Annotated in this window: 14 protein-coding genes and 2 pseudogenes; 10 read left to right on the top strand and 6 right to left on the bottom strand. The window is 72.3% G+C overall.

The genetic code is table 11. The annotated features are described in order from the left end of the window. The 5 genes and pseudogenes from ACY34I_RS07830 to ACY34I_RS07810 form a co-directional block, all read left to right on the top strand. Positions 1 to 586 (top strand): annotated as a pseudogene (locus tag ACY34I_RS07830) (hypothetical protein); the annotation flags it as partial. A 709-nt stretch (positions 587 to 1295) separates the two neighbouring features. Beyond that, complete coding sequence (locus ACY34I_RS07825) at positions 1296 to 4085, top strand: immune inhibitor A domain-containing protein (RefSeq protein WP_462753841.1); 2790 nt, start codon at positions 1296 to 1298, stop codon at positions 4083 to 4085. A 368-nt stretch (positions 4086 to 4453) separates the two neighbouring features. Then, the gene (locus tag ACY34I_RS07820; RefSeq protein ID WP_462753839.1) at positions 4454 to 6760 is read left to right on the top strand and encodes an immune inhibitor A domain-containing protein; all 2307 of its coding nucleotides are present in this window, start codon (positions 4454 to 4456) and stop codon (positions 6758 to 6760) included. A 274-nt stretch (positions 6761 to 7034) separates the two neighbouring features. Then, positions 7035 to 9476, top strand: coding sequence for an immune inhibitor A domain-containing protein (locus ACY34I_RS07815; protein WP_462753861.1), 2442 nt, complete (start codon positions 7035 to 7037; stop codon positions 9474 to 9476). Positions 9477 to 9662: 186 nt separating this feature from the next. Then, positions 9663 to 10595, top strand: coding sequence for an alpha/beta fold hydrolase (locus ACY34I_RS07810; RefSeq protein WP_462753837.1), 933 nt, complete (start codon positions 9663 to 9665; stop codon positions 10593 to 10595). A gap of 1 nt (position 10596) precedes the next feature. On the opposite strand, the gene ACY34I_RS07805 is transcribed toward ACY34I_RS07810, so the two are convergent. Both ACY34I_RS07805 and ACY34I_RS07800 read right to left on the bottom strand, forming a co-directional pair. Further along, positions 10597 to 10962, bottom strand: coding sequence for a hypothetical protein (locus ACY34I_RS07805; RefSeq protein ID WP_148799736.1), 366 nt, complete (start codon positions 10960 to 10962; stop codon positions 10597 to 10599). Further along, on the bottom strand, positions 10959 to 13991 hold the full coding sequence (locus ACY34I_RS07800) for an SseB family protein (RefSeq protein WP_462753835.1): 3033 nt from the start codon (positions 13989 to 13991) through the stop codon (positions 10959 to 10961). Before ACY34I_RS07800 ends, ACY34I_RS07805 begins: the two co-directional genes overlap by 4 nt. Before the next feature lie 209 nt (positions 13992 to 14200). Between ACY34I_RS07800 and mycP the strand changes: the two are divergent. Next, positions 14201 to 15477: pseudogene (gene mycP / locus ACY34I_RS07795) on the top strand (type VII secretion-associated serine protease mycosin). A gap of 224 nt (positions 15478 to 15701) precedes the next feature. Here mycP and ACY34I_RS07790 read toward each other — a convergent pair. Both ACY34I_RS07790 and ACY34I_RS07785 read right to left on the bottom strand, forming a co-directional pair. Beyond that, positions 15702 to 15995, bottom strand: coding sequence for a WXG100 family type VII secretion target (locus ACY34I_RS07790; RefSeq protein ID WP_148799732.1), 294 nt, complete (start codon positions 15993 to 15995; stop codon positions 15702 to 15704). A gap of 20 nt (positions 15996 to 16015) precedes the next feature. Then, positions 16016 to 16333, bottom strand: coding sequence for a WXG100 family type VII secretion target (locus ACY34I_RS07785; protein ID WP_462753859.1), 318 nt, complete (start codon positions 16331 to 16333; stop codon positions 16016 to 16018). Between the two features lie 295 nt (positions 16334 to 16628). On the opposite strand from ACY34I_RS07785, the gene eccE reads away from it, so the two are divergent. The 4 genes from eccE to rarD all read left to right on the top strand — a co-directional run bounded on the left by eccE (position 16629) and on the right by rarD (position 20385). Then, positions 16629 to 18428, top strand: coding sequence for a type VII secretion protein EccE (gene eccE / locus ACY34I_RS07780; protein WP_462753832.1), 1800 nt, complete (start codon positions 16629 to 16631; stop codon positions 18426 to 18428). Positions 18429 to 18493: 65 nt separating this feature from the next. Continuing rightward, positions 18494 to 18880, top strand: a complete 387-nt coding sequence (locus ACY34I_RS07775; RefSeq protein ID WP_148799729.1) for a phage holin family protein — start codon at positions 18494 to 18496, stop codon at positions 18878 to 18880. A 90-nt stretch (positions 18881 to 18970) separates the two neighbouring features. Then, positions 18971 to 19459, top strand: a complete 489-nt coding sequence (locus ACY34I_RS07770; protein WP_462753830.1) for a GNAT family N-acetyltransferase — start codon at positions 18971 to 18973, stop codon at positions 19457 to 19459. Next, positions 19456 to 20385: an EamA family transporter RarD gene (gene rarD, locus ACY34I_RS07765; RefSeq protein ID WP_462753828.1), complete on the top strand. Its 930-nt coding sequence runs from the start codon at positions 19456 to 19458 to the stop codon at positions 20383 to 20385. Before ACY34I_RS07770 ends, rarD begins: the two co-directional genes overlap by 4 nt. Positions 20386 to 20392: 7 nt before the next feature. Here the strand turns inward: rarD and ACY34I_RS07760 are convergent, their stop codons facing one another. After that, positions 20393 to 21079, bottom strand: a complete 687-nt coding sequence (locus tag ACY34I_RS07760; protein WP_148799724.1) for an anti-sigma factor family protein — start codon at positions 21077 to 21079, stop codon at positions 20393 to 20395. After that, entirely contained in the window at positions 21076 to 21570 is a 495-nt protein-coding gene (locus ACY34I_RS07755; protein WP_255472231.1) for a sigma-70 family RNA polymerase sigma factor, read from the bottom strand. Before ACY34I_RS07755 ends, ACY34I_RS07760 begins: the two co-directional genes overlap by 4 nt. Positions 21571 to 21790: the final 220 nt, after the last annotated feature.

Genomic DNA, 21790 nt, shown 5'->3' with positions numbered 1-21790 from the left:
CGTCCCCGGACCGCGGTTGCCGGTCCCCGCGAGGACTGCCGCGGTCCGGGACTCCAACACCACGGTCCCCGCCGACGCGGACCAGAATCCGGCGGTCCCGGACCGGCGCGACAGCGACATGCCGGTCCGGGACCGTGGCCCGGAGACCAGCGGCCTGGTCCCGGCCGCCCGGCCCACGCGGACCGTGCCGGGACCGGCGTCGGTTCGTGGTGTTGCGGTCCCGGACAACCGCGAGGTGGTCCCCGGACCGCGGTTGCCGGTCCCCGCGAGGACTGCCGCGGTCCGGGACCCCAGCACCACGGTCCCCGCCGACGCGGACCAGAACCCGGCGGTCCCGGGCCGGCGCGACAGCGACATGCCGGTCCGGGACCGTGGCCCGGAGATCAGCGGTCTGGTCCCGGCCGCCCGGACCGCCGCCCGCACCCTCGCCGCCCACGGGACGCCGCTGTCCCGCAACTCACTCGCCCGACAGCTACGCGCCGACGGGCACCAACTGTCCAACGTCACCGCCGCAGCGCTGCTGCGTGTCCTACGCGCCGAGGCCACCCCACCCGCACCGGATCCGTCACACCAGAAGACCGTCTGACAGAACCATCACCGGCGACTCCTGTCAGACCAAGCCGTCCCCCTGGGAGACCAGCCGCGCGGCTGTCAGGAACCCCGCCTTCTGACAGAACCTGACCCGACCTGACAGCACGCACACCAGCCCGACCTGACAGAAAGCACGCCAGCCCGCGACAACGGGGCGGCCAGTGCACGCACCCGCCCCGCCCAAGCACCCTGATGAAGGAGCAACCAGATGCTGAACCAGCTCAACAACCCCTGCCCCCGCCAGCAGCGTCGTCACCGACCCGCATCACACGTCCAGCGACACCCTCGTCACGGTTTGGGAGGCCGTGTGGGCGTCGGTGTCGATCTCCGTTTGCCTGTCCGCCTTGATACTGACCCCCGAACCGACCCCCCAACGCCACTGACAGCCCAGGTCAGGCCCACTTCCACAGACCTCAATCTGCTCCAGACACACCCCATGTTTGGGGTGTCCCCCCAAGGGGCCGCCCATGCGTAAACCGCGCGACTTTCGGAACGGACGCGGGGAAGTACGCCCGCGCCCTCCCCGAGCCGCGACCCTCGTTCGGTCGGCGGAGTCCGGCTGACTGAACGGGTAGAGCGACAACCCGCCCTCTGTCGGTGAGGGCGCCTTCTCCTTTAGGTTCAGCCACATCGGACCGGTTCGACGGGCATCACTGCTGGGCGCCGGCCGATCTTCTTGTCCCATGCCCCACGAATGGAGCGGAATGAGTATCTCTCCGCAATCCGGGTCACGTCGGCGCATACTCGTCGCACTGCCCGCCATCGCCCTCGCCGCAGCGTCACTGACCGTGACGGGCAGCGCGGCCGCCCAGACGTCCGGTCCGGCTCCGGCCAAGATCGGGTCGGACGAGTTCTACATCAACTACGCCGAACCCGAGGTGCAACCGGATACCGGCGGCAAGGAGGTCAAGGGCAAGGACGGGATCTTCACGTCGGCCCCCGATGAGGCCAAGGCCTACGACCGGAAGTACGCCGGGGGCAACCCGGTGGCCGCGCGCGAGCTGGCCAAGCTGGAGGCCAAGGCCATCAAGACCGGCAAGAGCCCGCGGCAGATCAAGCAGGCCAAGGGCACCCAAACCGCCAAGCTGCTGACCCTGCTGGTGGAGTTCAACGACCAGGCGAACGACGACTTCACCAACGTCATGGTGCCGAAGACGGTTTTCGAGGACCGGAGCTGTGTCCCCGGCACCGTCCAGAACGGCCCGAAGCACAACAACATCGCCGACCCGGCCAGCCTGCCGCACGAGGACAACAACTCGATGTGGGTGCCGGACTTCTCGCCGGCGCACTACGACAAGATGCTCTACACCAAGGAGGGCATCACCGAGCGGGTCCGCAAGGACCTGACCGGGCCGGACGGCAAGCCGGGCATCAGCGTGGCCGGCCGGACCATGCACAACATGTACCTGGAGATGTCGAAGGGTGCGTACACGGTGGACGGGCAGGCCAGCCCGTGGATCACCGTGCCGCACTCGGAGGCCTGGTACGCCGCCTCCCGCTGCAGCCGGGACGCGAACGGCAACTGGGTCGCCGGACGGCAGCAGTCGATGAACGGCCACCCGGACAACCCGCTGGGTGCCGGGCGGCTCGCCACTGACGCCATCGACGCGCTGGCCAAGATGGACCCGAACTTCCCCTGGGCCGACTACGACATCGAAGACCAAGGTGACCGGGACGGGGACGGCAACTACCACGAGCCGGACGGCGTCATCGACCACCTGGTGCTGGTGCACGCCGGCAAGGGCAAGTCCAGCGGCGGCGGCGACCAGGGCGTCTACGCGGTCTGGGCGCACTCCTCGGCGGTGGCCGGTGGCTACACCATCCCCGGCACCAACCTGCGGGTGTCGAACTACATCGTGCAGCCGGAGGACGCCGGCCTCGGCGTCTTCGCCCATGAGTTCGGGCACGACCTCGGCCTGCCGGACCTCTACGACACGTCGGGCAACAACAGCGACTCGGACGTCGACTTCTGGGACCTGATGGCCTCGGGCTCGCACTCCGGCGAGATCTTCCAGGCCCTGCCCACCCACATGGGCATCTGGGACAAGTGGGTGCTCGGCTGGGCCGACCCGCTGACCATGAACCCGGGTGACGACCCTCGGGCGGTGCAGCTCGGGCAGACCTCGCGCACCCCGGTCGGCACCAAGGACGGCATCAAGATCAACCTGCCGAACAAGGTGATCACCCTGGCCGAGCCGCACAGCGGGGCCAACATGTGGTACTCGGGAGCCGACCAGGACTGGGCCGATGTCAAGCTGAGCCGCACGGTGAACGTCCCGAACGCCGCCGACGCGAAGTTCTGGATGTGGAACAACTACACCATCGAGGCCGACTGGGACATGGGCTTCGTCGAGGTCTCCACCGACGGCGGCGCCACCTGGACCGAGCAGAAGGTCTACGACGAAGCCGGCAAGCTGGTCACGACCAACGACGGCTACGGCGACCCGAACGGGCGGATGGCCGACTACGGCAACAAGAAGTACGGCCTGACCGGTGACACCCACGGCTGGCGGCACGACTACGTCGACCTGTCGGCGTACGCCGGGAAGACGGTGCAGGTGCGGCTGCGCTACTGCACGGACGCGGCATTCGTGGAGCGCGGCTGGTTCGCCGACGACTTCTCGGTCACCGGCGGCGGGGCCACCACCTGGAGCGACGACGCCGAGAACGGCACCAACGGCTGGACCCTCACCGGTGGCACCTTCACCGACACCACCGGCGCCGGCTGGCACTTCGACGCCGGCACCCAGGTCAAGGCGCAGTACTACCTGGCCGAGTGGCGCAACTTCGACGGCTTCGACGCCGGCCTGAAGTACGCCTACGACACGGTCTACTCGCGAGAGGCGTGGAAGGTCGACAAGGTCTCGTACAACGCCCCGGGCATGCTGGTCTGGTACCGGGACACCGTGCTCGGCGACGTCAACCATGTGACCGCACAGCTGACCTCGCTGCCGAGCTACGGCGCCAAGGGTGGTCTGCTGATCGTCGACTCGCACAACGAGCCGCTACGCCGGCAGGGAGAGGCGGCCGTCAAGGACCCGTCGGTGCTGGACAACCTGCCCAGCCGCCCGCAGTCCTCGAACGCGGCCTTCTCGCTGAACCCGACGTACCCGTTCAAGGAGTGCCTGGAGGCGGCGGGTGAGCCGTACAGCGAGTACTGCACCAACTTCCACGCACAGGCTCCGGTGCCGGCGTTCAGCGACGCCCGGGGCTGGTACCCGGGCATCGAGATCCGCGACGGGGGGCTCTACGCTCGGGACAGCGACGCCTCCGTCGTCATCCCGTCGCGTGACAACGCGCCGTACACCACCCGGGTGACCAACCCGGATGGCAGCCCGGCGACCGCGCTGTACGGCACGAATCTCGGATTCACCGTCCTCGGCACCGGCAACCCGGGTGACGCGGGCGTCGCGTACGGCGTCTCGATCACCATCAAGCAGGCGGCCAAGGACAACTCGTACGCCACGGTGTACGTGACTCCGGCTACCCGGTGACCTGATCGGCGCGTCGCAACATCCTGGCGGGGCCCGTCTGGAGCACACTGCTCCGGGCGGGCCCCGTCCTTCTTACGCGCCACAGATTTGTCGGTCATCCCGTGTGACATTTTCCCGGGCCCCGGCGCTCCCCTTGGGGGACTTCATAATCACCGTCACTCTCGGTGATCGTGGCCAAAACGTAATGTGAACCGCCGTCAAATCCGTGCGTCAGTTGGCCCCTTTTTGCCCCGGTAAGAAGTGCCCACACCGGAGTGATTGACCAGTGACAACGATGGCGGCCTCTGTCATTGTGAGTGACGCATGACATGACGGTGATGGCTTTGGCTGCTCCTGTCATGTAACAGTTCCACAAAGGAGGAGGACCTTTGAGGAGACGAGTCACAGCGGGCCTGGCCTCGGCCGCGGCCGCGCTGCTGGCAGCCGGTGTCGTCACGGCGCCAGCCTCCGCCGCCCCGGCGGCGGAGCCCACCCCCAGCGTCGACAAGGCGAAGCACGGCAAGGACAGCCTCCCGGATCCCAAGTCGGATCAGCAGCGGGAGGTCCGGAAGCAGGCCATCGCCGACCTGCTGAAGGGCAAGGCCAAGCTTCAGACGCGCAACGGCTCGAAGGTCATCCAGGTAAAGGACGACCTGTTCGTCGAGTACCAGCAGGCCCCGAAGGTCGACCCCATCTTCACGATGCTGGTCAACTTCGGCGACAAGACCGACCCGCGCACCGGCGGCACCCCCGGCCCGGTGGTCAACCAGATCCCCGAGCCCGACCGCAACTGGGACGGCAGCCCCACCGACGACAACAGCACCCTGTGGCGCTCCGACTTCCACCGCGAGCACTACATGGACATGTTCTACGGCGAGGGCGAGTCGTTCCGGGACTTCTACCTGAAGCAGTCCGGTGGCCGGTACACCGTTGGCGGCGACGTCAGCGACTGGATCACGGTCCCGTTCAACGAGGCGCGGTACGGCAGCAACAACATCTCCGAGGCCGACGGCTACTGGAACTTCATCAAGGACACCGCCACGTCCTGGTATGACACCCAGGTCAAGGCCGGCAAGTCGGCCCAGGAGATCAAGGACTACCTGAAGCAGTTCGACGTCTGGGACCGCTACGACTTCGACGGCGACGGGAACTTCAACGAGCCCGACGGCTACATCGACCACTTCCAGGCGGTGCACGCCGGTGAGGGCGAGGAGGCCGGCGGCGGCGCCCAGGGCGAGGACGCCATCTGGTCGCACCGCTGGGCGGCGTTCCCCAACCTCGAGGGCAAGGCCGGCCCCGCCGGCAACCTGGCCGGTGGCGTCCAGATCGGCGACACCGGGCTCTGGATCCGTGACTACACCACGGAGCCGGAGAACGGCGGCCTCGGTGTCTTCGCCCACGAGTACGGTCACGACCTCGGTCTGCCGGACCTGTACGACACCGCGGGCGGCGACAACGGCGTCGGCTTCTGGAGCCTGATGTCCTCGGGTTCGTGGCTGAGCCACGGCACCGACGACATCGGTTCGACCCCGGGCTACATGGACCCGTGGTCGAAGCTCTTCCTGGGCTGGCTGAACCACTCGACCGTCGACTACGGCTCGGGCACCACCCGGGTGACCCTCGGCCCGGCGGGCGACAGCGACGGGCCGAAGGCCCAGGCGGTCGTGGTGAACCTGCCCCCGACCACCCAGACCACGAACTACAACACGCCGTTCGGCGGGTCGTACGAGTGGTGGGGCGGCAGCGCGGACGACCTGAACACCACGCTGACCCGCACCCTGGACCTGACCGGCGCGACCTCCGCGTCGATCACGGCCAAGGCCCAGTGGGACATCGAGGAGGACTACGACTACCTCTACGCCGAGGTGTCGACGGACGGTGGCGCCACCTGGTCCTCCCTGCACAACTCGCTGATCGACGCCGGCGAGACCGGTGTCGACGGCTCCACCAGCGGCAACTGGGTCGACCTGACCTACGACCTGTCGGCGTACGCCGGCAAGAGCGTGACGTTCCGCTACCGCTACGCCACCGACGGCGGCGTGCACCTGGCGGGCCCGTTCCTGGACAACATCGCGCTGACCAAGAACGGCACCGTGGCGTGGACCGACGACGCGGAGACCCTGGCCGCCGAGTGGACCGCGAAGGGCTGGACCCGGATGGGCGGCTCGGTGACGGCCACCTACCCCCGCTTCTACATCGCCGAGAACCGGACCTACTTCGGTTACGACGACGCGCTGCGGACCGGTGGCTACAACTTCGGCTTCAACAACAGCCGGCCGAACTTCGTCGAGCGGTTCTCGAACCAGCCCGGCATGCTGGTCTGGTACATCAACTACGCGTACGGCGACAACAACACGTCGCAGCACCCGGGCTACGGCCTCAACCTCCCGGTTGACGTCCGTCCGGACAAGATCAACATCGGTGGCCAGGGCACCATCACCAACCGGCGCAATGGCTACGACGCGACGTTCAGCCTCTACGCGAAGCCGGCCCAGACCTTCCACCTGAACGGGAAGGCGGTCACCGTGCCGGCGCTCGAGCCGAACCCGGTGTTCAAGGACAACGGCGTCGGGACGTACTGGAACTCGGGCAACGCCTGGAACTCGGTGAAGCTGGCCGGCACCGGCACCAGCATCGAGATCCTGCAGCAGGGCACCACCCCGACCAGCGACATGGTCGTCAAGGTCACCAACTGATCGGGTAGCACCAGACCGGAAGGGCCGGTGGCGGCAACGCCACCGGCCCTTTCGCGTACCCTCACCTCGCTCGATTCGCCCGATCGACCGATGCGGATGTGACGGTGAGGAGCATTCCCATCAAAAAACTGCTACAAATCGACGTGCCTGTCTTCCCACCCGTCACGGGAGTGTCTATCTTCACCAGTGGTCCCACTAGTGGGACGTCTCACCGGCCCGTACCCCCGTTGGGCCGGTTCCCTCATACCGGAGGTACCACGTGCGCAAAGTCGCAGTGGGTCTGCTCGGGCTTTCGCTGACGGCGACGGGACTGGTGGCAGGCACGGCCGCCAGCGCCGCGCCGCAGCCGAAGTTGCCGGTCGCCGCTCCGTCGGTGGCCGAGCCCGCGCAGGCTGAGCATGATCTGCCGGACAAGTTCGAAGAGAAGCGCCGCGCGCTTCGCCAGGAGGGTCTCAGCGAGGTCCTGTCCGGCAAGGTCACGCCGCAGAAGATCAACGGCAGCACGGTCGTCAAGGTCGGCGAGACCGCCGGCGGCGCGGCGACGGCGGCCGGCGCCCGGACCGCAGCCCCGGGCAAGGGCGGCAAGAAGAACCAGTACGTCGAGTTGGCCCGGGAGCGGACCGACAAGATCTTCGTGATCCTGGCCGAGTTCGGCGACGAGCGGGACCCCGCCTACCCGGACAAGGACATGAACCCGGATATCCCGGGTCCGACCCGGTTCGACGGGCCGCGGCACAACGAGATCCCGGCACCGAACCGCGCGGTCGACAACTCCACCGTCTGGCAGGCCAACTACAGCCCGGAGCACTTCCGCCAGCTGTACTTCGGCACCAAGCCGGGCGACGAGTCGCTCAAGCAGTACTACGAGGCCCAGTCGTCCGGGCGGTACAGCGTGGACGGCATTGTCACCGACTGGGTGAAGGTCAAGTACAACGCCGCACGGTACGGCCGCTCGGACGACCCGATCGCGGACGACGACGTCGACAACCCGGCCAACGACCCGGCGGTCTGCGACAGCAACGTCTGCCAGAACACCTGGGACCTGATCCGGGACGCCGCCACCCAGTGGGTCGCCGACCAGAAGGCCAAGGGCCGCACCGACGCCCAGATCAAGGCCGACATGCAGTCGTTCGACCAGTGGGACCGGTACGACTACGACGGCGACGGTGACTTCAACGAGCCGGACGGCTACATCGACCACTTCCAGATCGTCCACTCGGGCGGCGACCAGGCGGACGGCGACCCGCACCAGGGCGAGGACGCGATCTGGAGCCACCGCTGGGCGGCGTACAACACCTCGCAGACCGGCCCGGCGAACTTCCCGATCGGCGGCACCGAGATCGGCGACACCGGCGTCTGGATCCGTGACTACACCATCCAGCCGGAGAACGGTGGCCGCAGCGTCTTCTACCACGAGTACGGCCACGACCTCGGCCTGCCGGACGACTACAACGTCCTGAGCGGTGGCGACAACAACAACGAGCACTGGACCCTGATGGCCCAGAGCCGGCTCGGCGACAAGAACGACCGCGGCATCGGCGAGCGCGGTGGCGACCTGGGCGCGTGGAACAAGCTCCAGCTTGGCTGGCTCGACTACGAGGTGGTCAAGGCCGGCCAGAAGCGCACCCTGGACCTCGGGCCGCAGGAGTACAACTCCAAGAAGCCCCAGGCCGCGGTCGTGGTGCTGCCGCCACGGACGTACACCTTCGACAACGGCAAGCCGTTCGAGGGTGCCAAGCAGTACTTCTCGGGTAACGACGACGACCTGGACAACACCATGACCAGGACGATCGACCTCACCGGGAAGTCGACGGCCGCGCTGTCGATGAAGGGTCGCTACTCCATCGAGTCCGGCTTCGACTACCTCTTCTTCGAGGCGTCGACCGACGGCGGCAAGACCTGGTCGGCGCTGCCCGGCACGGTCAACGGCAAGGCGCTCCCGCCCGTCTCGGGCAGCGACCCCCGTCCTGCCCTCAGCGGCAGCAGCGGCGGCAAGTGGGTGGACATCAACCTCCCGCTGGACGCGGTGGCCGGCAAGGTGGCCCAGTTCCGGTTCCACTACGTCACCGACGGCGGGCTCTCCGCAGGCGGCTTCTTCGGTGACGCGATCACCGTGACCGCCGACGGGCAGACCCTGCTCAGCGACGGTGCCGAGAACGGTGCCGGCGACTGGGCGCTCAAGGGCTGGAGCATCGCCGAGGAGACCTACACCCGGGACTTCGCCAACTACTACATCGCCGGCAACCGGTCGTACGTCTCGTACGACAAGTACCTGAAGACCGGCCCGTACTACTTCGGCTACCTGAACAGCCGGCCCGACTGGGTGGACCACTACGCGTACCAGACGGGTCTGCTGATCTCCTACTGGAACCTCCGGTGGGCCGACAACGACACGTTCGCCCACCCGGGCGAGGGTCGGAACATGATCATCGACGCGCACCCGAGGCCGATCTACAACCTGACCGGCAGCCCCTGGCGGGCCCGGGTCCAGGTCTACGACGCCCCGTTCAGCCTGCAGAAGGCGGACTCGTTCACGCTGCACATCAACAGCCAGCCGCAGTACATCCGCGGTCAGGCCGCGCAGCCGCTGTTCGACGACACCAAGCAGTACTGGTACCCGGAGCTGCCGAACCACGGCGTCAAGCTCCCGGCCACCGGCACCAAGATCAAGGTCCTGCAGCAGAAGGGCACCTCGATCAAGGTGCAGTTCTCCTGAGCCACTGATCACCGCAACACACGACGCGATGCCCGGGCAGGTCACCTGCCCGGGCATCGCCCGTTCCCGGCCCGACCCGCAGCGGTCGGCAGCGGCGCCGCTCGCCCGGCAACGCCGGCAGCCCTGAGCAGCGCCGGCCCGACGGCGCGCGGCGGCCGGATCACCGCAGCGCCTACGCTGTGGCACATGACCGACCAGCGTGGCGGACCCGTCGACGAGTCCTGCGTCCTCCCCGACGGGCCGTGGACGCACCGGTTCGTCGGCGCCAACGGCAGCCGGTTCCACGTCGTCGAGGCCGGCGCCGGGCCGATGGTGCTCTTCCTGCACGGCTTCCCCGAATACTGGTACGCCTGGAAGGACCTGCTACCGGCGGTCGCGGACGCGGGGTTCCGGGCGGTCGCGGTCGACCTGCGCGGGTACGGCGCGAGCGACAAGCCACCCCGGGGATACGACGGCTACACCCTCGCCGCCGACGTCGCCGGCCTGATCCGGGCGCTCGGCGAGCGGTCGGCGACCCTGGTCGGCTCCGGGGCCGGCGGCCTCATCGGGTGGACCGCCGCCTCGTTCCACCCCAGCCTGGTCCGACGGCTGGTGGTGCTCGGGGCGCCGCACCCGCTCCGGCTGCGGGCCGCCATCTTCGCGGACCCGCGCGGCCAATTCGCCGCCTCCACGCCGACGCTGAAGTTCCAGCTCCCCCGGTACGAGCACGTGCTGACCCGGGACGACGCCGCCGAGGTGGAGGCGATCCTGCGCCGCTGGGGCGGACCCCGCTGGGTCGACGGCCCGGACTTCGCGGCGTACGCCCGGTGCTGCCGGGAGGCGATGCAGATCCCGCAGGCCGCCTTCTGCGCCATGGAGGGCTACCGGTGGGCGTTCCGTTCCGTGCTGCGGCTGCACGGCTACCGGTTCGTCAAGCTGATGCAGAAGCCGCTCGTCACGCCGACCCTGCAGCTGCACGGCGCGCTGGACCGGGCGTCCCTGCCGCGTACCGCCCAAGGCTCCGGCCGCTACGTCATCGCGCCGTACGAGTGGCGGCTGCTCGACGACGTCGGCCACTTCCCGCACGTGGAGGCCCACGACGTGGTGCTCGGCGAGATCCTGCGCTGGACGAAGTCCTGACTCAGACCCGCTGCTCGCGCAGGTCGGAAACCTCGTGCGCCGGCGCCCAGCCCTGGTAGACGCCGAAGTCGAAGGCCTCCAGACCCATCGCACGGGCCACCGGCCAGCGCCCGCCCGTGTACTCCACCCGCAGCCAGCCCTCGTGCTCGGCCAGCACGATGAACGGCTGCCCCTGCCAGGTGCAGGTGGTCCGGACGTACGCCAGGTCGTCGACCTCGGCGGCCGGCACCACCCGGACGTGGCGGCCGGGGCGTACCTCCGCGAAGCCCTCGCCCGGTTCGGGCTGGTAGAGGCGGACGTCGTCGCCGTCCGGGCTGGCCTGGTATTCGCGGCCCCGCCAGCGGGCCACGTAGCCGTCGCGACTCACGACTCGTCACCGACCCGACGCCAGCGCAGCGCGTCGGTGTCGAGCGCCGCGACCACCCGTTCGCTGCCGTCCGCGCCGATCCGCCACAGCTGCGCGCCGTGCGGCAACCGGGCACTGTCCACCTTGAACTCGGCGACCACGTCGCTGCTCTCGCCCGGCGCGAAGCCGTTGCCCCGGAACGGGGGCCGCTCGATGACCCAGCCCTCCATCGCGCGCATCGCCGCCTCGTTCTGCCCGCCGTAGGGGATGCGGTAGAGGCTGGGCCGGTACGCCGGCCAGCGCAGCACGTAGATCTCCTCGGCATCCCGGGCGAACGGCGAGTCGGGATGGCCGAGGCCGAGCGCGTCGTACAGCTCGGCCGGGGTGCTCAGGTGAGCCAGCTCGCTGGCCCGGTGCACGAAGCCGGACACCCGGTCGTAGCCGCGCTCCAGGTAGTACGCGAGCTGGCTCGGGGCGACCGCCTTCTGCATGGTCACCGGGCGGGTCGGGTCCACCGGCGGCGCCGCGGGTCGGGACGGGGCGACCGCCTCCGGCTCCGCGGCCGGCGGCTCCGGCTCGCCCTCGGGGTCGTCGCCGAGCCCCACCTCGGCGGCCCAGTTGGCCAGGGCGAGGACCTGCTCACCGGGGTACTTCGCGCCGACCGGGGTGCCCGGGTTCACCGCGAACGACCAGTTCTCGTCCGGCCAGCGCCGAATGAGCTGCACGAACTTGACCCGTACAGTCTCGACCGGCCCGTCGACCCGGTCCGCCAGCCGCTCCGGGGAGGTGTAGACCACCACGTACGTCTCGCCGTCGAGCTCCTCGGTCCGCCAGACGAACGCGGCGTCGCCCGGTCGGCTGCCCGGCGCGGAGTCGGCCGCGACCGGCAGCAGCACCCGGGCCAGCAGGAGGGTGGAGAGAAAACCGTCAGTGCTGCCGCTGCCCACGGCACCGAGGAGTTCCTCCTCGACCTCGTTGGCCGGCACGAAGTCGGCCGGCACCGGCCCCGGCGCCGTACCGGCCGGGGCGGCGTCCGCGCCGCCGGCGGGTTCCCGGCCGGTCGCCGTGGTCGCCTCGTCCGGTGCCGCCGGTACGCCCACCCGCGCGGTGGCCTCGTCGGGCACGTGGGGCGGGAAAGCCGGCGACGTGGTGCGCTGCTCCGGCGAGCCGGCGGGCTGGAACAGCGACCCGGTGGGCGGCTTCGCCGCTGCGCCGGGCTGGAACAGCGACACGGTCGGCTCGGCGGACGACGCGGCCGGCTCGAACAGCGAGGCGCTCCGCTCGCCGGCGGCGGCCTGGTCGGTCCGTTCCGCGGCCGGGGCGGCCTGGCCGGTCCCTTCTGCGGCCGAGGCGGCCCGGTCGGTCCGTTCTGCGGCCGGGGCGGCCTGGCCGGCTCGTTCTGCGGCCGGAGCGGCCTGGTCAGCCGGGGACGCGGGCGGGACCGCCGGTCCGGCGGACGACGACGGGTCGACCGTGAGCGGCACGGTGGGATCGGCAGGGCCGGCCCAGGGCGCGGGATTTCCGTCGCCGTCGGCCCGGTACGCCAGCGGCACCGTCGCGGCCGCCATCGCCGAGGCGGCGGCCGGGACCGTCGGCACCGCGTACGGCTCCGGCACCGCCGACGGCGTACCGCCGGCCGGAGGTGCCGAGGGCTCGTCCGGCTCGGTCAGGTCCCGGGCCTCGATGACGGTGCCCTCGATGACGATCGGCGAGAAGCCCCGGCGCGGCGCGGGCGGGCCGGAGACCGGTTCGGCGATCGACGGGGGCAACTCCTCCGCGGCTGGCCGCTCGGCGCCGGCCCGGTCAGCGGATTCGGCCGGGTGGGCGCGACCGGGGATCGGCTGGGTGGGCTCCTCCGGACCCGGACCCGGGCCGGGGCTGGGGCGCCGGCGAGGCAGCGCCTGGGTGGCCTCCTCGGCGCCGACCGGGGCGGCCGGCCGGAACGGTCGGGGCGGCTCCGCCGGACGGATCGCCTGGGTGGCCTCGGCGGCGTCCAGTCGGAACGCCTCGGTGGGGTCCGCCGGCACCGGCTCGCTGAGCGGGCGGCGACGCGGGAACGGCTGGCTGCCGCCAGCGAACCGGGACGGCGGCACGGCTCGCTCACCGGTGCGTGGTGCCGGATCCGGCGACGGGCGCCGCACCGCCCGATCCGACGCGGGCTCGAAGAAGGACCGGGCGGGCGGCGGCGGTGCGGCCTCGCGGCCGGCAGGGACGGTCGAGCCCTGCTGCTCCTCCGGGCGGCGACGCGGGTCGGTGCGCCAGCCGGGCCGGCCGTCGGAGCCAGGGTCGGCGGCCGGCCGATCGCCGACGCGGGCGGAGCCGGTCGAGTCGCCGGGCCACCCGTCGCGAACCGGCCCGTCCGCCGCGCCGGGCCGGCCGAGCGGCGCCGGGGCACGGTGGCCGTTCGCCCGCTCCGGCCGACGGGCGATCGGTGGTCCGGGCGGCGCCGTCGGGCTCGCTGGCCACGAGGCGGGGGCCGGGACCGTGGGGCCGGTCGGCCGTCCATCGGGCGGGGCCGGCACGCGGCCGCCCGGGAGGGGTGTCGCCGCAGCACGTCCCTCGGCGGTGGGAGCACCGGCCACACCCCGACCGGGCGCGGTGGCCCGGGCCCGGGCCGCCTCCACCCGCTCCAGGCGGGCGCGGGCGCCCATGGTCCGGCCCGGCAGCCGGACGTCGCCCCGGGCGAGCTGCGCCACGAACCAGGCCGGCAGGTAACCCTCGATGGGCAGGCCGGGATTGACCGCCAGCCACCACTCGTGGTTGGGCCAGCCGGTGGCCAGTTCGGCGTACGGGATGCGGCGGGTGGCGCCGGCGTTCTCGCCTAGGCAGGCCCGCAGCGCGGTGGCCGAGGTGAAGGCGAGGATGTGGGTCCGGCCGCCGGTGGTCCAGGTGCCCCAACCCGTCGAGGGCTGCCCGGCGACCGGCTCCGCGGCGACCGGCAGCAGCAGGTCGACCCGGGTCAGGATGCGGAAGTAGAGCTGCTGGTCCTGGGCCCGCAACGCGTCCCGCATCGCCACCTCGGCCTCGGTGGCCGGCTCCCATCCGGTCACGGCCACCTCTCCTTCCGTGCACAGGCCACAGGCATCGCCTACAACCTACAAGGTGGTAACAAGATCACAATGGCTGGCCGTCGGCGGTCTGCCGGACCACGAGCGAGGCGTTAACATCCCGTTCCGGAGTCGACACGATACGGAGGCGGTCGATGTCCCGGCCCACCGCGCACCCGGCCCTGGCCGTCCTGGCGACCGTTCACGCCGCCGTGCCGCCGGCCGCTCTCCGCGCCACGCCGCCACCCGCCCTCACCGCGGCGCCGGCCGTTCTCGGCGCCGCGCCGCCACCCGCTCTCTCCGCCACGCCGCCAGCCGCTCTCGGCGCCGCGCCGCCACCCGCTCTCGCCGCGGCGCCGTCCGCGGTCCGCGCCCCGCAGGGCTGCGCCACGCCGCCCGCGCCGGCCCGCCCGGTGGCCGACCAGCCCTGGGCGCAACAGCGGTACGCACCCGACCGCCTCGACCCGCTCGCCACCGGCGCCGGGGTGGTCGTCGCGGTGGTCGACTCCGGGGTGGACCGGACGCACCCGCAGCTCACCGGACGGGTGCTGCCCGGAGCCGACTTCCTGGACCGGGGCGGCGACGGCACCCGGGACTGCGCCGGGCACGGCACCGGGGTGGCAAGCATCATCGCGGCGACCCCCCGCCCGGGCGTGGCGTTCCGGGGGCTCGCGCCGGGTGCCCGCATCCTGCCCGTACGGGTCAGCGAGCAGCAGGTCGTCGAGGGGCGGGAGTCGGGGCGTACGGTCGGCGCGGCCGATTTCGCCCGGGCCATCCGGTGGGCGGTCGACGACGACGCCGACGTGCTGAACCTCTCCGTCGTGCTGTACGCGGACCATCCCGCCGTCCGCTCCGCGATCGCCCACGCGGTGCGCCGCGACGTCGTCGTGGTGGCCGCCGCCGGCAACCTGCACGACACCGGCGACCCGCGACCGTATCCGGCCGCGTACGACGGGGTGCTCGGGGTGGGTGCGATCGGGGCGGACGGCACCCGCTCGCCCTTCTCCCAGACCGGCCCGTACGTGGACCTGGTCGCGCCGGGCGGGGACGTGCTGATGGCGGCGCCCGGGCAGGGGCATCACCGGGCGGAGGGGACGAGCTACGCCGCGCCCTTCGTGGCCGCGACGGCGGCGCTGCTGCGGCAGTACCGCCCCGGGTTGAGCGCGGTCGAGGTGGCCCGGCGACTGGTGGCGAGCGCCGACCCGGCCCCGGGGCGCGGGGACGGCTACGGCGGCGGCTGCTCAATCCGTACCGGGCGGTCACCGAGTCACCCGGGCCGGTGGCGGACCGCCCGGCTCGGGGCGCGGCGCTGGCGGTGGATCGGCCGGACCCGGCCGCGGCGGCCCGGCAGGCGCGCCGGGCGACGGCCCGACAGCGGGCGCTGCTGGTGGCCGGCACGACCGGAGCGGCGGCGACGGCCGTGCTGCTGCTCGCCGTGGTGCTGCCCCGGGGTGCCCGGCGCCGCTGGCGCCCCGCCGACCCGGCCTGACCCGCCAACCGCCCCAGGCCCGCACGCCCCGACGCACCAACGCACCGACGTGTCCACGCCCCACGTGCATGTGCCACGCCCGCGTGCCAGTGCCAGTGCCAGGCACCCACGCGCCAATGCGCCAGGATCCGCACAACCTCGGGAAGAGCGTGGCCTCGGTCGAGCCGGGAGGCCCCGATCTCCGGGACGTTGTGCGGATCCTGGACGTGCGAGAACGGCGGCGACTACTGGAACAGGTTGACGTTCCGCTTCTCGGTGTCGAGGTAGTCGGCGGCGGACTCCTCCACCGCCAGCTTGATGTCGCGCAGCATCGCCTGGAGGTCCTGCGAGGCGGCCCGCCACCGCGCCTGCCGCTGCTCGTACGCCTGGCGGGCCTCGCCGGTCCAGCTCGCCACCAGCGGCGCGGCGTCCCGTTCGAGCTGCCCGAGCTGGCTGTCGAGCGTGTTCAGCGCCTTCTGGATGTCCGCGCCCGCCTGCTGCAGGGCGGCGAAGTTGACGACCAGCACACCATGGTCCATGGAATCGGTCCTTCCGTGCGTCAGAGCGGCAGCTGGATGCCGCGGTGGGTGCCGGCCACCCGGCTGGCGGCGTCGGTGTCGGAGACGTCGTACTGCTGGCCGGCGGCGCGGATGGCGGTCGCGGTCTCCCGCAGGGCCCGCTGGAGCGCCGCCTGGTCCTGCGCCCACTGCTGCTTGACCTGCTCGAAGGACCGCCCACCGGCACCGCGCCAGGCCTGCTGCAACACCTCCAGCTCGGCCATCAGGCCGCTCAGCATGGTCTGCAACGACTGGTCCACCTGCTCGAACTTCGCGGCGGTCTGCTGCATCACCGCGGCTTCTGCCTGGGTCTGGGACACCCCGGACGTCACCTCGTCTCCTCGCTCGTGGCTGGTCGCCGGAGCGACCATCGTGGACTCGCCGGAGCGCGCAGCCGGAGTGGTGGGGCGGGGGACGGCGCGCGCACGGCGGAACTCGTCGCTGACGGTAGCCGCCCGAATGCAGTTCTGCTACCCCCTCCGGCTCCCCTGTGGACAACCGTGACCTTACGATGAGCCACGCCACCGTCACCGCACGAACAGGCGGAGGAGGCACCGTGAGCGCGAGGAGTGAGCCGGGCCTGCGAGCCCCGCAACCGCGAACCAGGAATTCCCGGTGACGGCGACCGCCACCGGCAGACGGGGGCCCACGACCGCCCGGGCACCACGGTGGACCACGGCCGGCGTACGGGCCGGGCAGGTGGTGGCGGCGCAGGTCGCGGCGGCGGTGCTGGTCGCGGCCGCCGGCCGGGGGGTGGCGACGACGGCGGCCCTGCTGCAGGCCACGCTGCTGCTCCCCGCCGCCTGGGCGCGGTTCTGCGGCCGGTGGCTCTACGAGTGGCTGTTGGTGGGGCTGGGGCACCTGACCCGGCGCCGCAGGCTCCCGGCGACGTCCGGGCCGGCGGAGCTGCTGGACCTCGTCGCGCCCGGGGCGGCGGTGCGCTCGGCCGAGCTGGCCGGCGGTCCGGCCGCCGTGCTGGACGACGCCGCCGGGATGACCGCCCTCCTGGAGATCGGCGACCCCGGCGACCTGCTCGGTGACGGTCCGCAGGCCCTCCCCGCGCCGCTATCCCTGCTGCCCCCACCGGGGCCGGACAGCCCGCCGGTCCGGATACAGCTCCTGCTCGCCGCGTCGCCCGCCCCGACGCGGACCGCCGGGGTCGGCACGGCGGGAACGTCGTACCGCCAGCTCACCGACGGGCGGCTGGCGGGCCGGGCCCGGGCGGTGCTCGCCGTCCGGGTGTTGCGCGTCGACGACTGGTCGGACGCGGAGCTGCGGCGGGCCCTCGCCGGCGCGGTCCGGCGGATCGTCCGCCGACTCGGCCCGCTGACCGGGCGCCCGCTGGGTGAATCGGCGGCGCTGCGGGTGGTCGCCGAGCTGGCCCACCACGACCCCGGAGCGCCGGTTCGGGAGAGCTGGCCGGCGGTGACGGCGGGCGGGTTGGCGCAGACCACCTGGCGGCTGCGGCGCTGGCCGGACCCGCGGACCGGCGCGGGCCACCGGCTGGTGTCCCTGCTGCTGGCACTGCCGGCCACCGCCACGACCGTCTCGCTCTGCGTCGGCCCGCGCGCCGGCGCCGACCCCGCGCCGGTGCCGGCCGAGCTGACCATACGGCTGGCCGCCTGGACCGCCGCGGAGCTGTCGGCCGCCAAGCGGGCGTTGCGCCGGCTCGCCGGGGACCTCGGCGCGGACGTCCGGCGGCTCGACGGCGAGCACCTGGCCGGCCTGGCCGCCACCCTGCCGTTCGGGGTGGCCCCGGCGGGCACCACCTCGGACCCGACCGACCTGGCCGGCCTGGAGCTCTCCCTCGGCGAGTCGGGGCTGATGGTGGGCACCAACCGGCACGGCGGCGCGGTGACCGTACGCCTCTTCCGGCCCGGGACGACCCGACTGCTGCTGGTGGGCGGCGTACCCGCCGCGCAGCTCATGGCACTGCGGGCGCTGGCGTTGGGCGCCCGGGTGGTGGTGCAGACCGCCCGGCCCCGGAGGTGGGAACCGTTCGTGCGCGGCGTGGGCGCACCCGGCGGGGCGGTGCCGCTGATCCCGCCCGGGCGGCCGGTGGGCGGCGCGCCGGGTTCGCCACTGCAACCGTTGTTGCTGGTGGTCGACGCCGGGCCGGTGCCGCCCGAGCCCGGCCCGGAGGCGCCCTGGCGGTCCGTCCTGGTGGTCCGGGACGAGCTCACTACGGCGGACTCGGCGGCCCTGGCCGGTGCCGACCTGGCGATCCTGCAACCGCTCGACCCGGCGGAGGCGGCGCTGGCCGGCACGGCTCTGGGCCTCGGTGGCTCGGCGGAGTGGCTGACCCGGATCCGCGACGACATGGTCGCCGTGGTGAACCGGCGGGCGTTGCGCTGGGCGCTACTCTCGCCGACACCGATCGAGTCGCAACTGGTCGGTCGGCCGGTACGCCGCTGAGCCGGCCGCGATTCGTCGATCTTCCCGGGTTCCGCCCGTGGACGGACCGTGGCACGATCCCGGCCATGGATTTTCTGAAGGGTCTACTGATCCGGCTGGCCACCACGGCGGTGGCCTTCTGGTTCGCCACGCTGCTCATCCCGGGCATCACGCTGAACACCGAGTCGGTCACCGAGAAGGTGATCACGCTGGTGCTGGTGGCGGCCATCTTCGGCGTGGTCAACGCGGTGCTCCAGCCGATCATCAAGACCGTCGGCTGCGGCTTCTACCTGCTGACCCTCGGCCTGATCGCGCTGGTGGTGAACGGCCTGCTCTTCCTGCTCACGAGCTGGATCGCCGGTCAGGCCGGGCTGCCGTTCCACGTGGACGGCTTCTGGCCGGCCGCGGTGCTGGGCGCGCTCCTCGTCGGCATCGTGACCTGGATCCTCGGCGCCGTCCTCGACCGCGACTGACTTCCGCCCGCCGATTCCCGCCCACCGGCCAGACCAGTGGGCGGGAATTGGCTGGTGGCCGGTGGGTGGACAGGGCCTAGCGTGGCAGGCGTGTTCGCTCTGACCCGCCCTGACGGCTACCACATCAGCACCGATCCGACCCGGCTCGACCTCGACCGGGTGCACCACTGGCTCTCCACCGACGCGTACTGGGCGCTGGGGCGGGAGCGGGACACGGTCGAGCGGGCCTTCGCCGGCTCGCTCGGCTTCGGCGTCTACCGGCCCGGTGACGGGCAGCAGGTGGCGGTGGCCCGGGTGGTCACCGACCGGACCACCTTCGCCTGGCTCTGCGACGTCTACGTGGACCCGAGTGAGCGCGGTCGGGGGCTGGGCACCTGGCTGGCCGGCGCGGTCCGCGACCACCTGACCGAGCTGGGCGTACGCCGGATCGTGCTGGCCACCGCCGACGCGCACGGGGTGTACGCCAAGGTCGGCTTCACCCCGGTCGAACCGGACCGCTGGATGGAGTTCGACCAACGGGTGAACCGGGTCACCGGAAAGGACCAAAGCCCTCCTTCACCACTTACGGTGGAGGCGTGAACCAGACCCGCCTCGGCTACCTGTACGGCTTCGGCGCGTACCTGCTCTGGGGTTTCTTCCCGATCTACTTCAAGCTGCTCCGTCCGGCCGGGCCGGTGGAAATCCTCGCGCACCGGGTCGTCTGGTCGGCGGCCTTCGTGGCCCTGCTGCTGGCCGCAATGCGCAACATCGGCTTCCTGCGGGCACTGGCCCGCCGGCCCCGGGCCCTGGCCGGCATCGCCGCCGCCGCCGCGCTGATCGCCGTCAACTGGGTCACCTACATCTACGGGGTGAACTCCGACCGGGTGGTGGAGACCGCCCTCGGCTACTTCATCACCCCCCTGGTCGTGGTACTGATCGGGGTCTTCGCGCTGCGCGAGCGGCTGCGCCCGGCACAGTGGGTGGCGCTCGGCGTCGGCGCCCTCGCGGTGGCGGTGCTCACCGTCGACTACGGCCGACTGCCGTACCTGGCGCTCTGCCTGGCCTTCAGCTTCGCCGGGTACGGCCTGGTCAAGAAGCGGCTCGGGCTGCCCGCCGCGGAGGGGCTCTTCGTCGAGTCGGCGGTGCTCTCGCTGCCGGCGTTGGCGTACCTGGCTTGGCTGGCCTGGCGCGGTGCGGCAACGTTCGGGCACGTGTCGACCGCGCACACCGTGCTGCTGGTGCTGGCCGGCGCGGCCACCGCGATCCCGCTGCTGCTCTTCGCCGGAGCGGCGAACCGGCTGCCGTTCACCGGGCTGGGCATGCTGCAGTACATCGCGCCGATCCTCCAGCTCGGCTGCGGCGTGCTGATCTACCACGAGCCGATGCCGCCGGCCCGGCTGGCCGGCTTCGCCCTGGTCTGGCTCGCCCTGATCATCTTCACCACCGACGCCATCCGCCAGGCCCGCCGGACCCGGGCCGAGGCGCGCGCCGCCGCCACCGCCCCGGTCCCCGCCCCGGCCCGCTGACCCGCCGTCAGCGGAAGTCGTAGGCGAGGACGGGGGTGCCGTCGGCGCGCAGCAGTTCGAGGCGGACCAGTTCGCCGTGGGTGAAGTGGGTGGCGCCGGTCATGCGGAGGTCGTCCCCCGGAGCGGCCAGCCAGGTGGCGACCTGTTCCGTCGCGCCGTCCGGGCCGTGCGCCACCAGCCGGAAGGTGTACGCCTCGCGGTGACCGGTCCGCTGGTCGTACCCGCAGCGCAGGGTGACCTCGGTGCCCCACTTCTTGTCGGTCAGCCCGACCTCGGCGTGCAGCGGGACCGGACCGTCGACCGGCCGCATGGCGGTCAGGGTCACCTGCGGCGCCGACGGGGCGGCCGGGCGGGCCAGGGTTGCCCCGACGCCGGCCAGCACGGCGAGGGCGGCCGCGGCGAGCGCGGTCAGCGCGTACCGCCGGCGGGACCGGAACCGCTCGCGGCGCCGCTGCTCGCGTGCGGCGTCGAGCAGCGCGGGCACCCGGGAGGCCTCCGACGCCGACGGCAGGAACTGCTCCAGCCCGGCCGGGTCGAGCCGCCCGAGCAGGCCCGGCAGCACCGCGATCTCGGCGACCGCCTCCCGGCAGGCCGCGCAGCCGGCGAGGTGCCGCTCGTACGCGGCCCGCTCGGCGGGGGCGAGGGCACCCAGCACGTACGCGCCGTCGTCGTGCGCGAACTCGCAGCGGCTCATCGGGTCACCCCCATCTCGGCCAGGACCAACCGTAGTGAGCGCAGCGCGTAGTGCGTACGCGACTTCACCGTGCCCGGCGGCACGCCCAGCCGGGCGGCCGCCTCCGCCACCGACCGCCCCTGGTAGAAGCACTCCACCAGGACTTCACGATGGGTGGGGCTCAGTCGGTTCAGCGCTTCCGCCACCGTCCACGCCTCCACCGCGCGCTCCGTTTCGTCGACCGTCTCGGACGGTTCGGGCAGGTCGTCGGTGTAGATCTCGCCGACGCGGGAGGACCGGCGCCGCCAGGCGTCGATGGCCAGGTTCCGCGCGGTGGTGAAGAGCCAGGCACGCACCGACCCGCGGGCCGGGTCCAGCGACTCCGGGTGCCGCCAGGCCCGCAGCAACGTCTCCTGCACCAGGTCCTCGGCGCGCGTCCGGTCGCCGTTGACCAACCGCAGGGCGTGCGCGAAGAGCGCGTCGGCATGCTCGTCGTGCAGCGCGCGCAGCAGTTGGGCGTCGTGGTCGCTGATGGCGCTCTCCTCGCTCTCGTACGACGAGTCCGGCGATGCGTTCATTCCTGGATACGTGCGGTGGCGCCGTTCGGTTCAGCCCAGCTCACGCCGCGGGTGTTCACGCGTGGTTCAGCCTGCGGCCGACGCGCGCTCACCGCACCCTGGCAGGGTCCGGCCGGTACGCGCGCGGACGACCCGGGCGCGCGCCACCGACATC

Source organism: Micromonospora sp. RTBAU3-60 (assembly GCF_054963695.1).
Note: the sequence above shows the minus strand (reverse complement) of the source record. Positions and strands in the feature narration are given on the sequence as shown.

Bases quoted from the DNA above. Each gene is read 5' to 3' on its own strand.
- ACY34I_RS07810 (WP_462753837.1), top strand. From the start codon at position 9,663: ATGACCGACCAGCGTGGCGGACCCGTCGACGAGTCCTGCGTCCTCCCC.
- ACY34I_RS07775 (WP_148799729.1), top strand. From the start codon at position 18,494: ATGGATTTTCTGAAGGGTCTACTGATCCGGCTGGCCACCACGGCGGTG.
- ACY34I_RS07790 (WP_148799732.1), bottom strand. From the start codon at position 15,995: ATGGACCATGGTGTGCTGGTCGTCAACTTCGCCGCCCTGCAGCAGGCG.
- ACY34I_RS07825 (WP_462753841.1), top strand. From the start codon at position 1,296: ATGAGTATCTCTCCGCAATCCGGGTCACGTCGGCGCATACTCGTCGCA.
- ACY34I_RS07760 (WP_148799724.1), bottom strand. From the start codon at position 21,079: ATGAGCCGCTGCGAGTTCGCGCACGACGACGGCGCGTACGTGCTGGGT.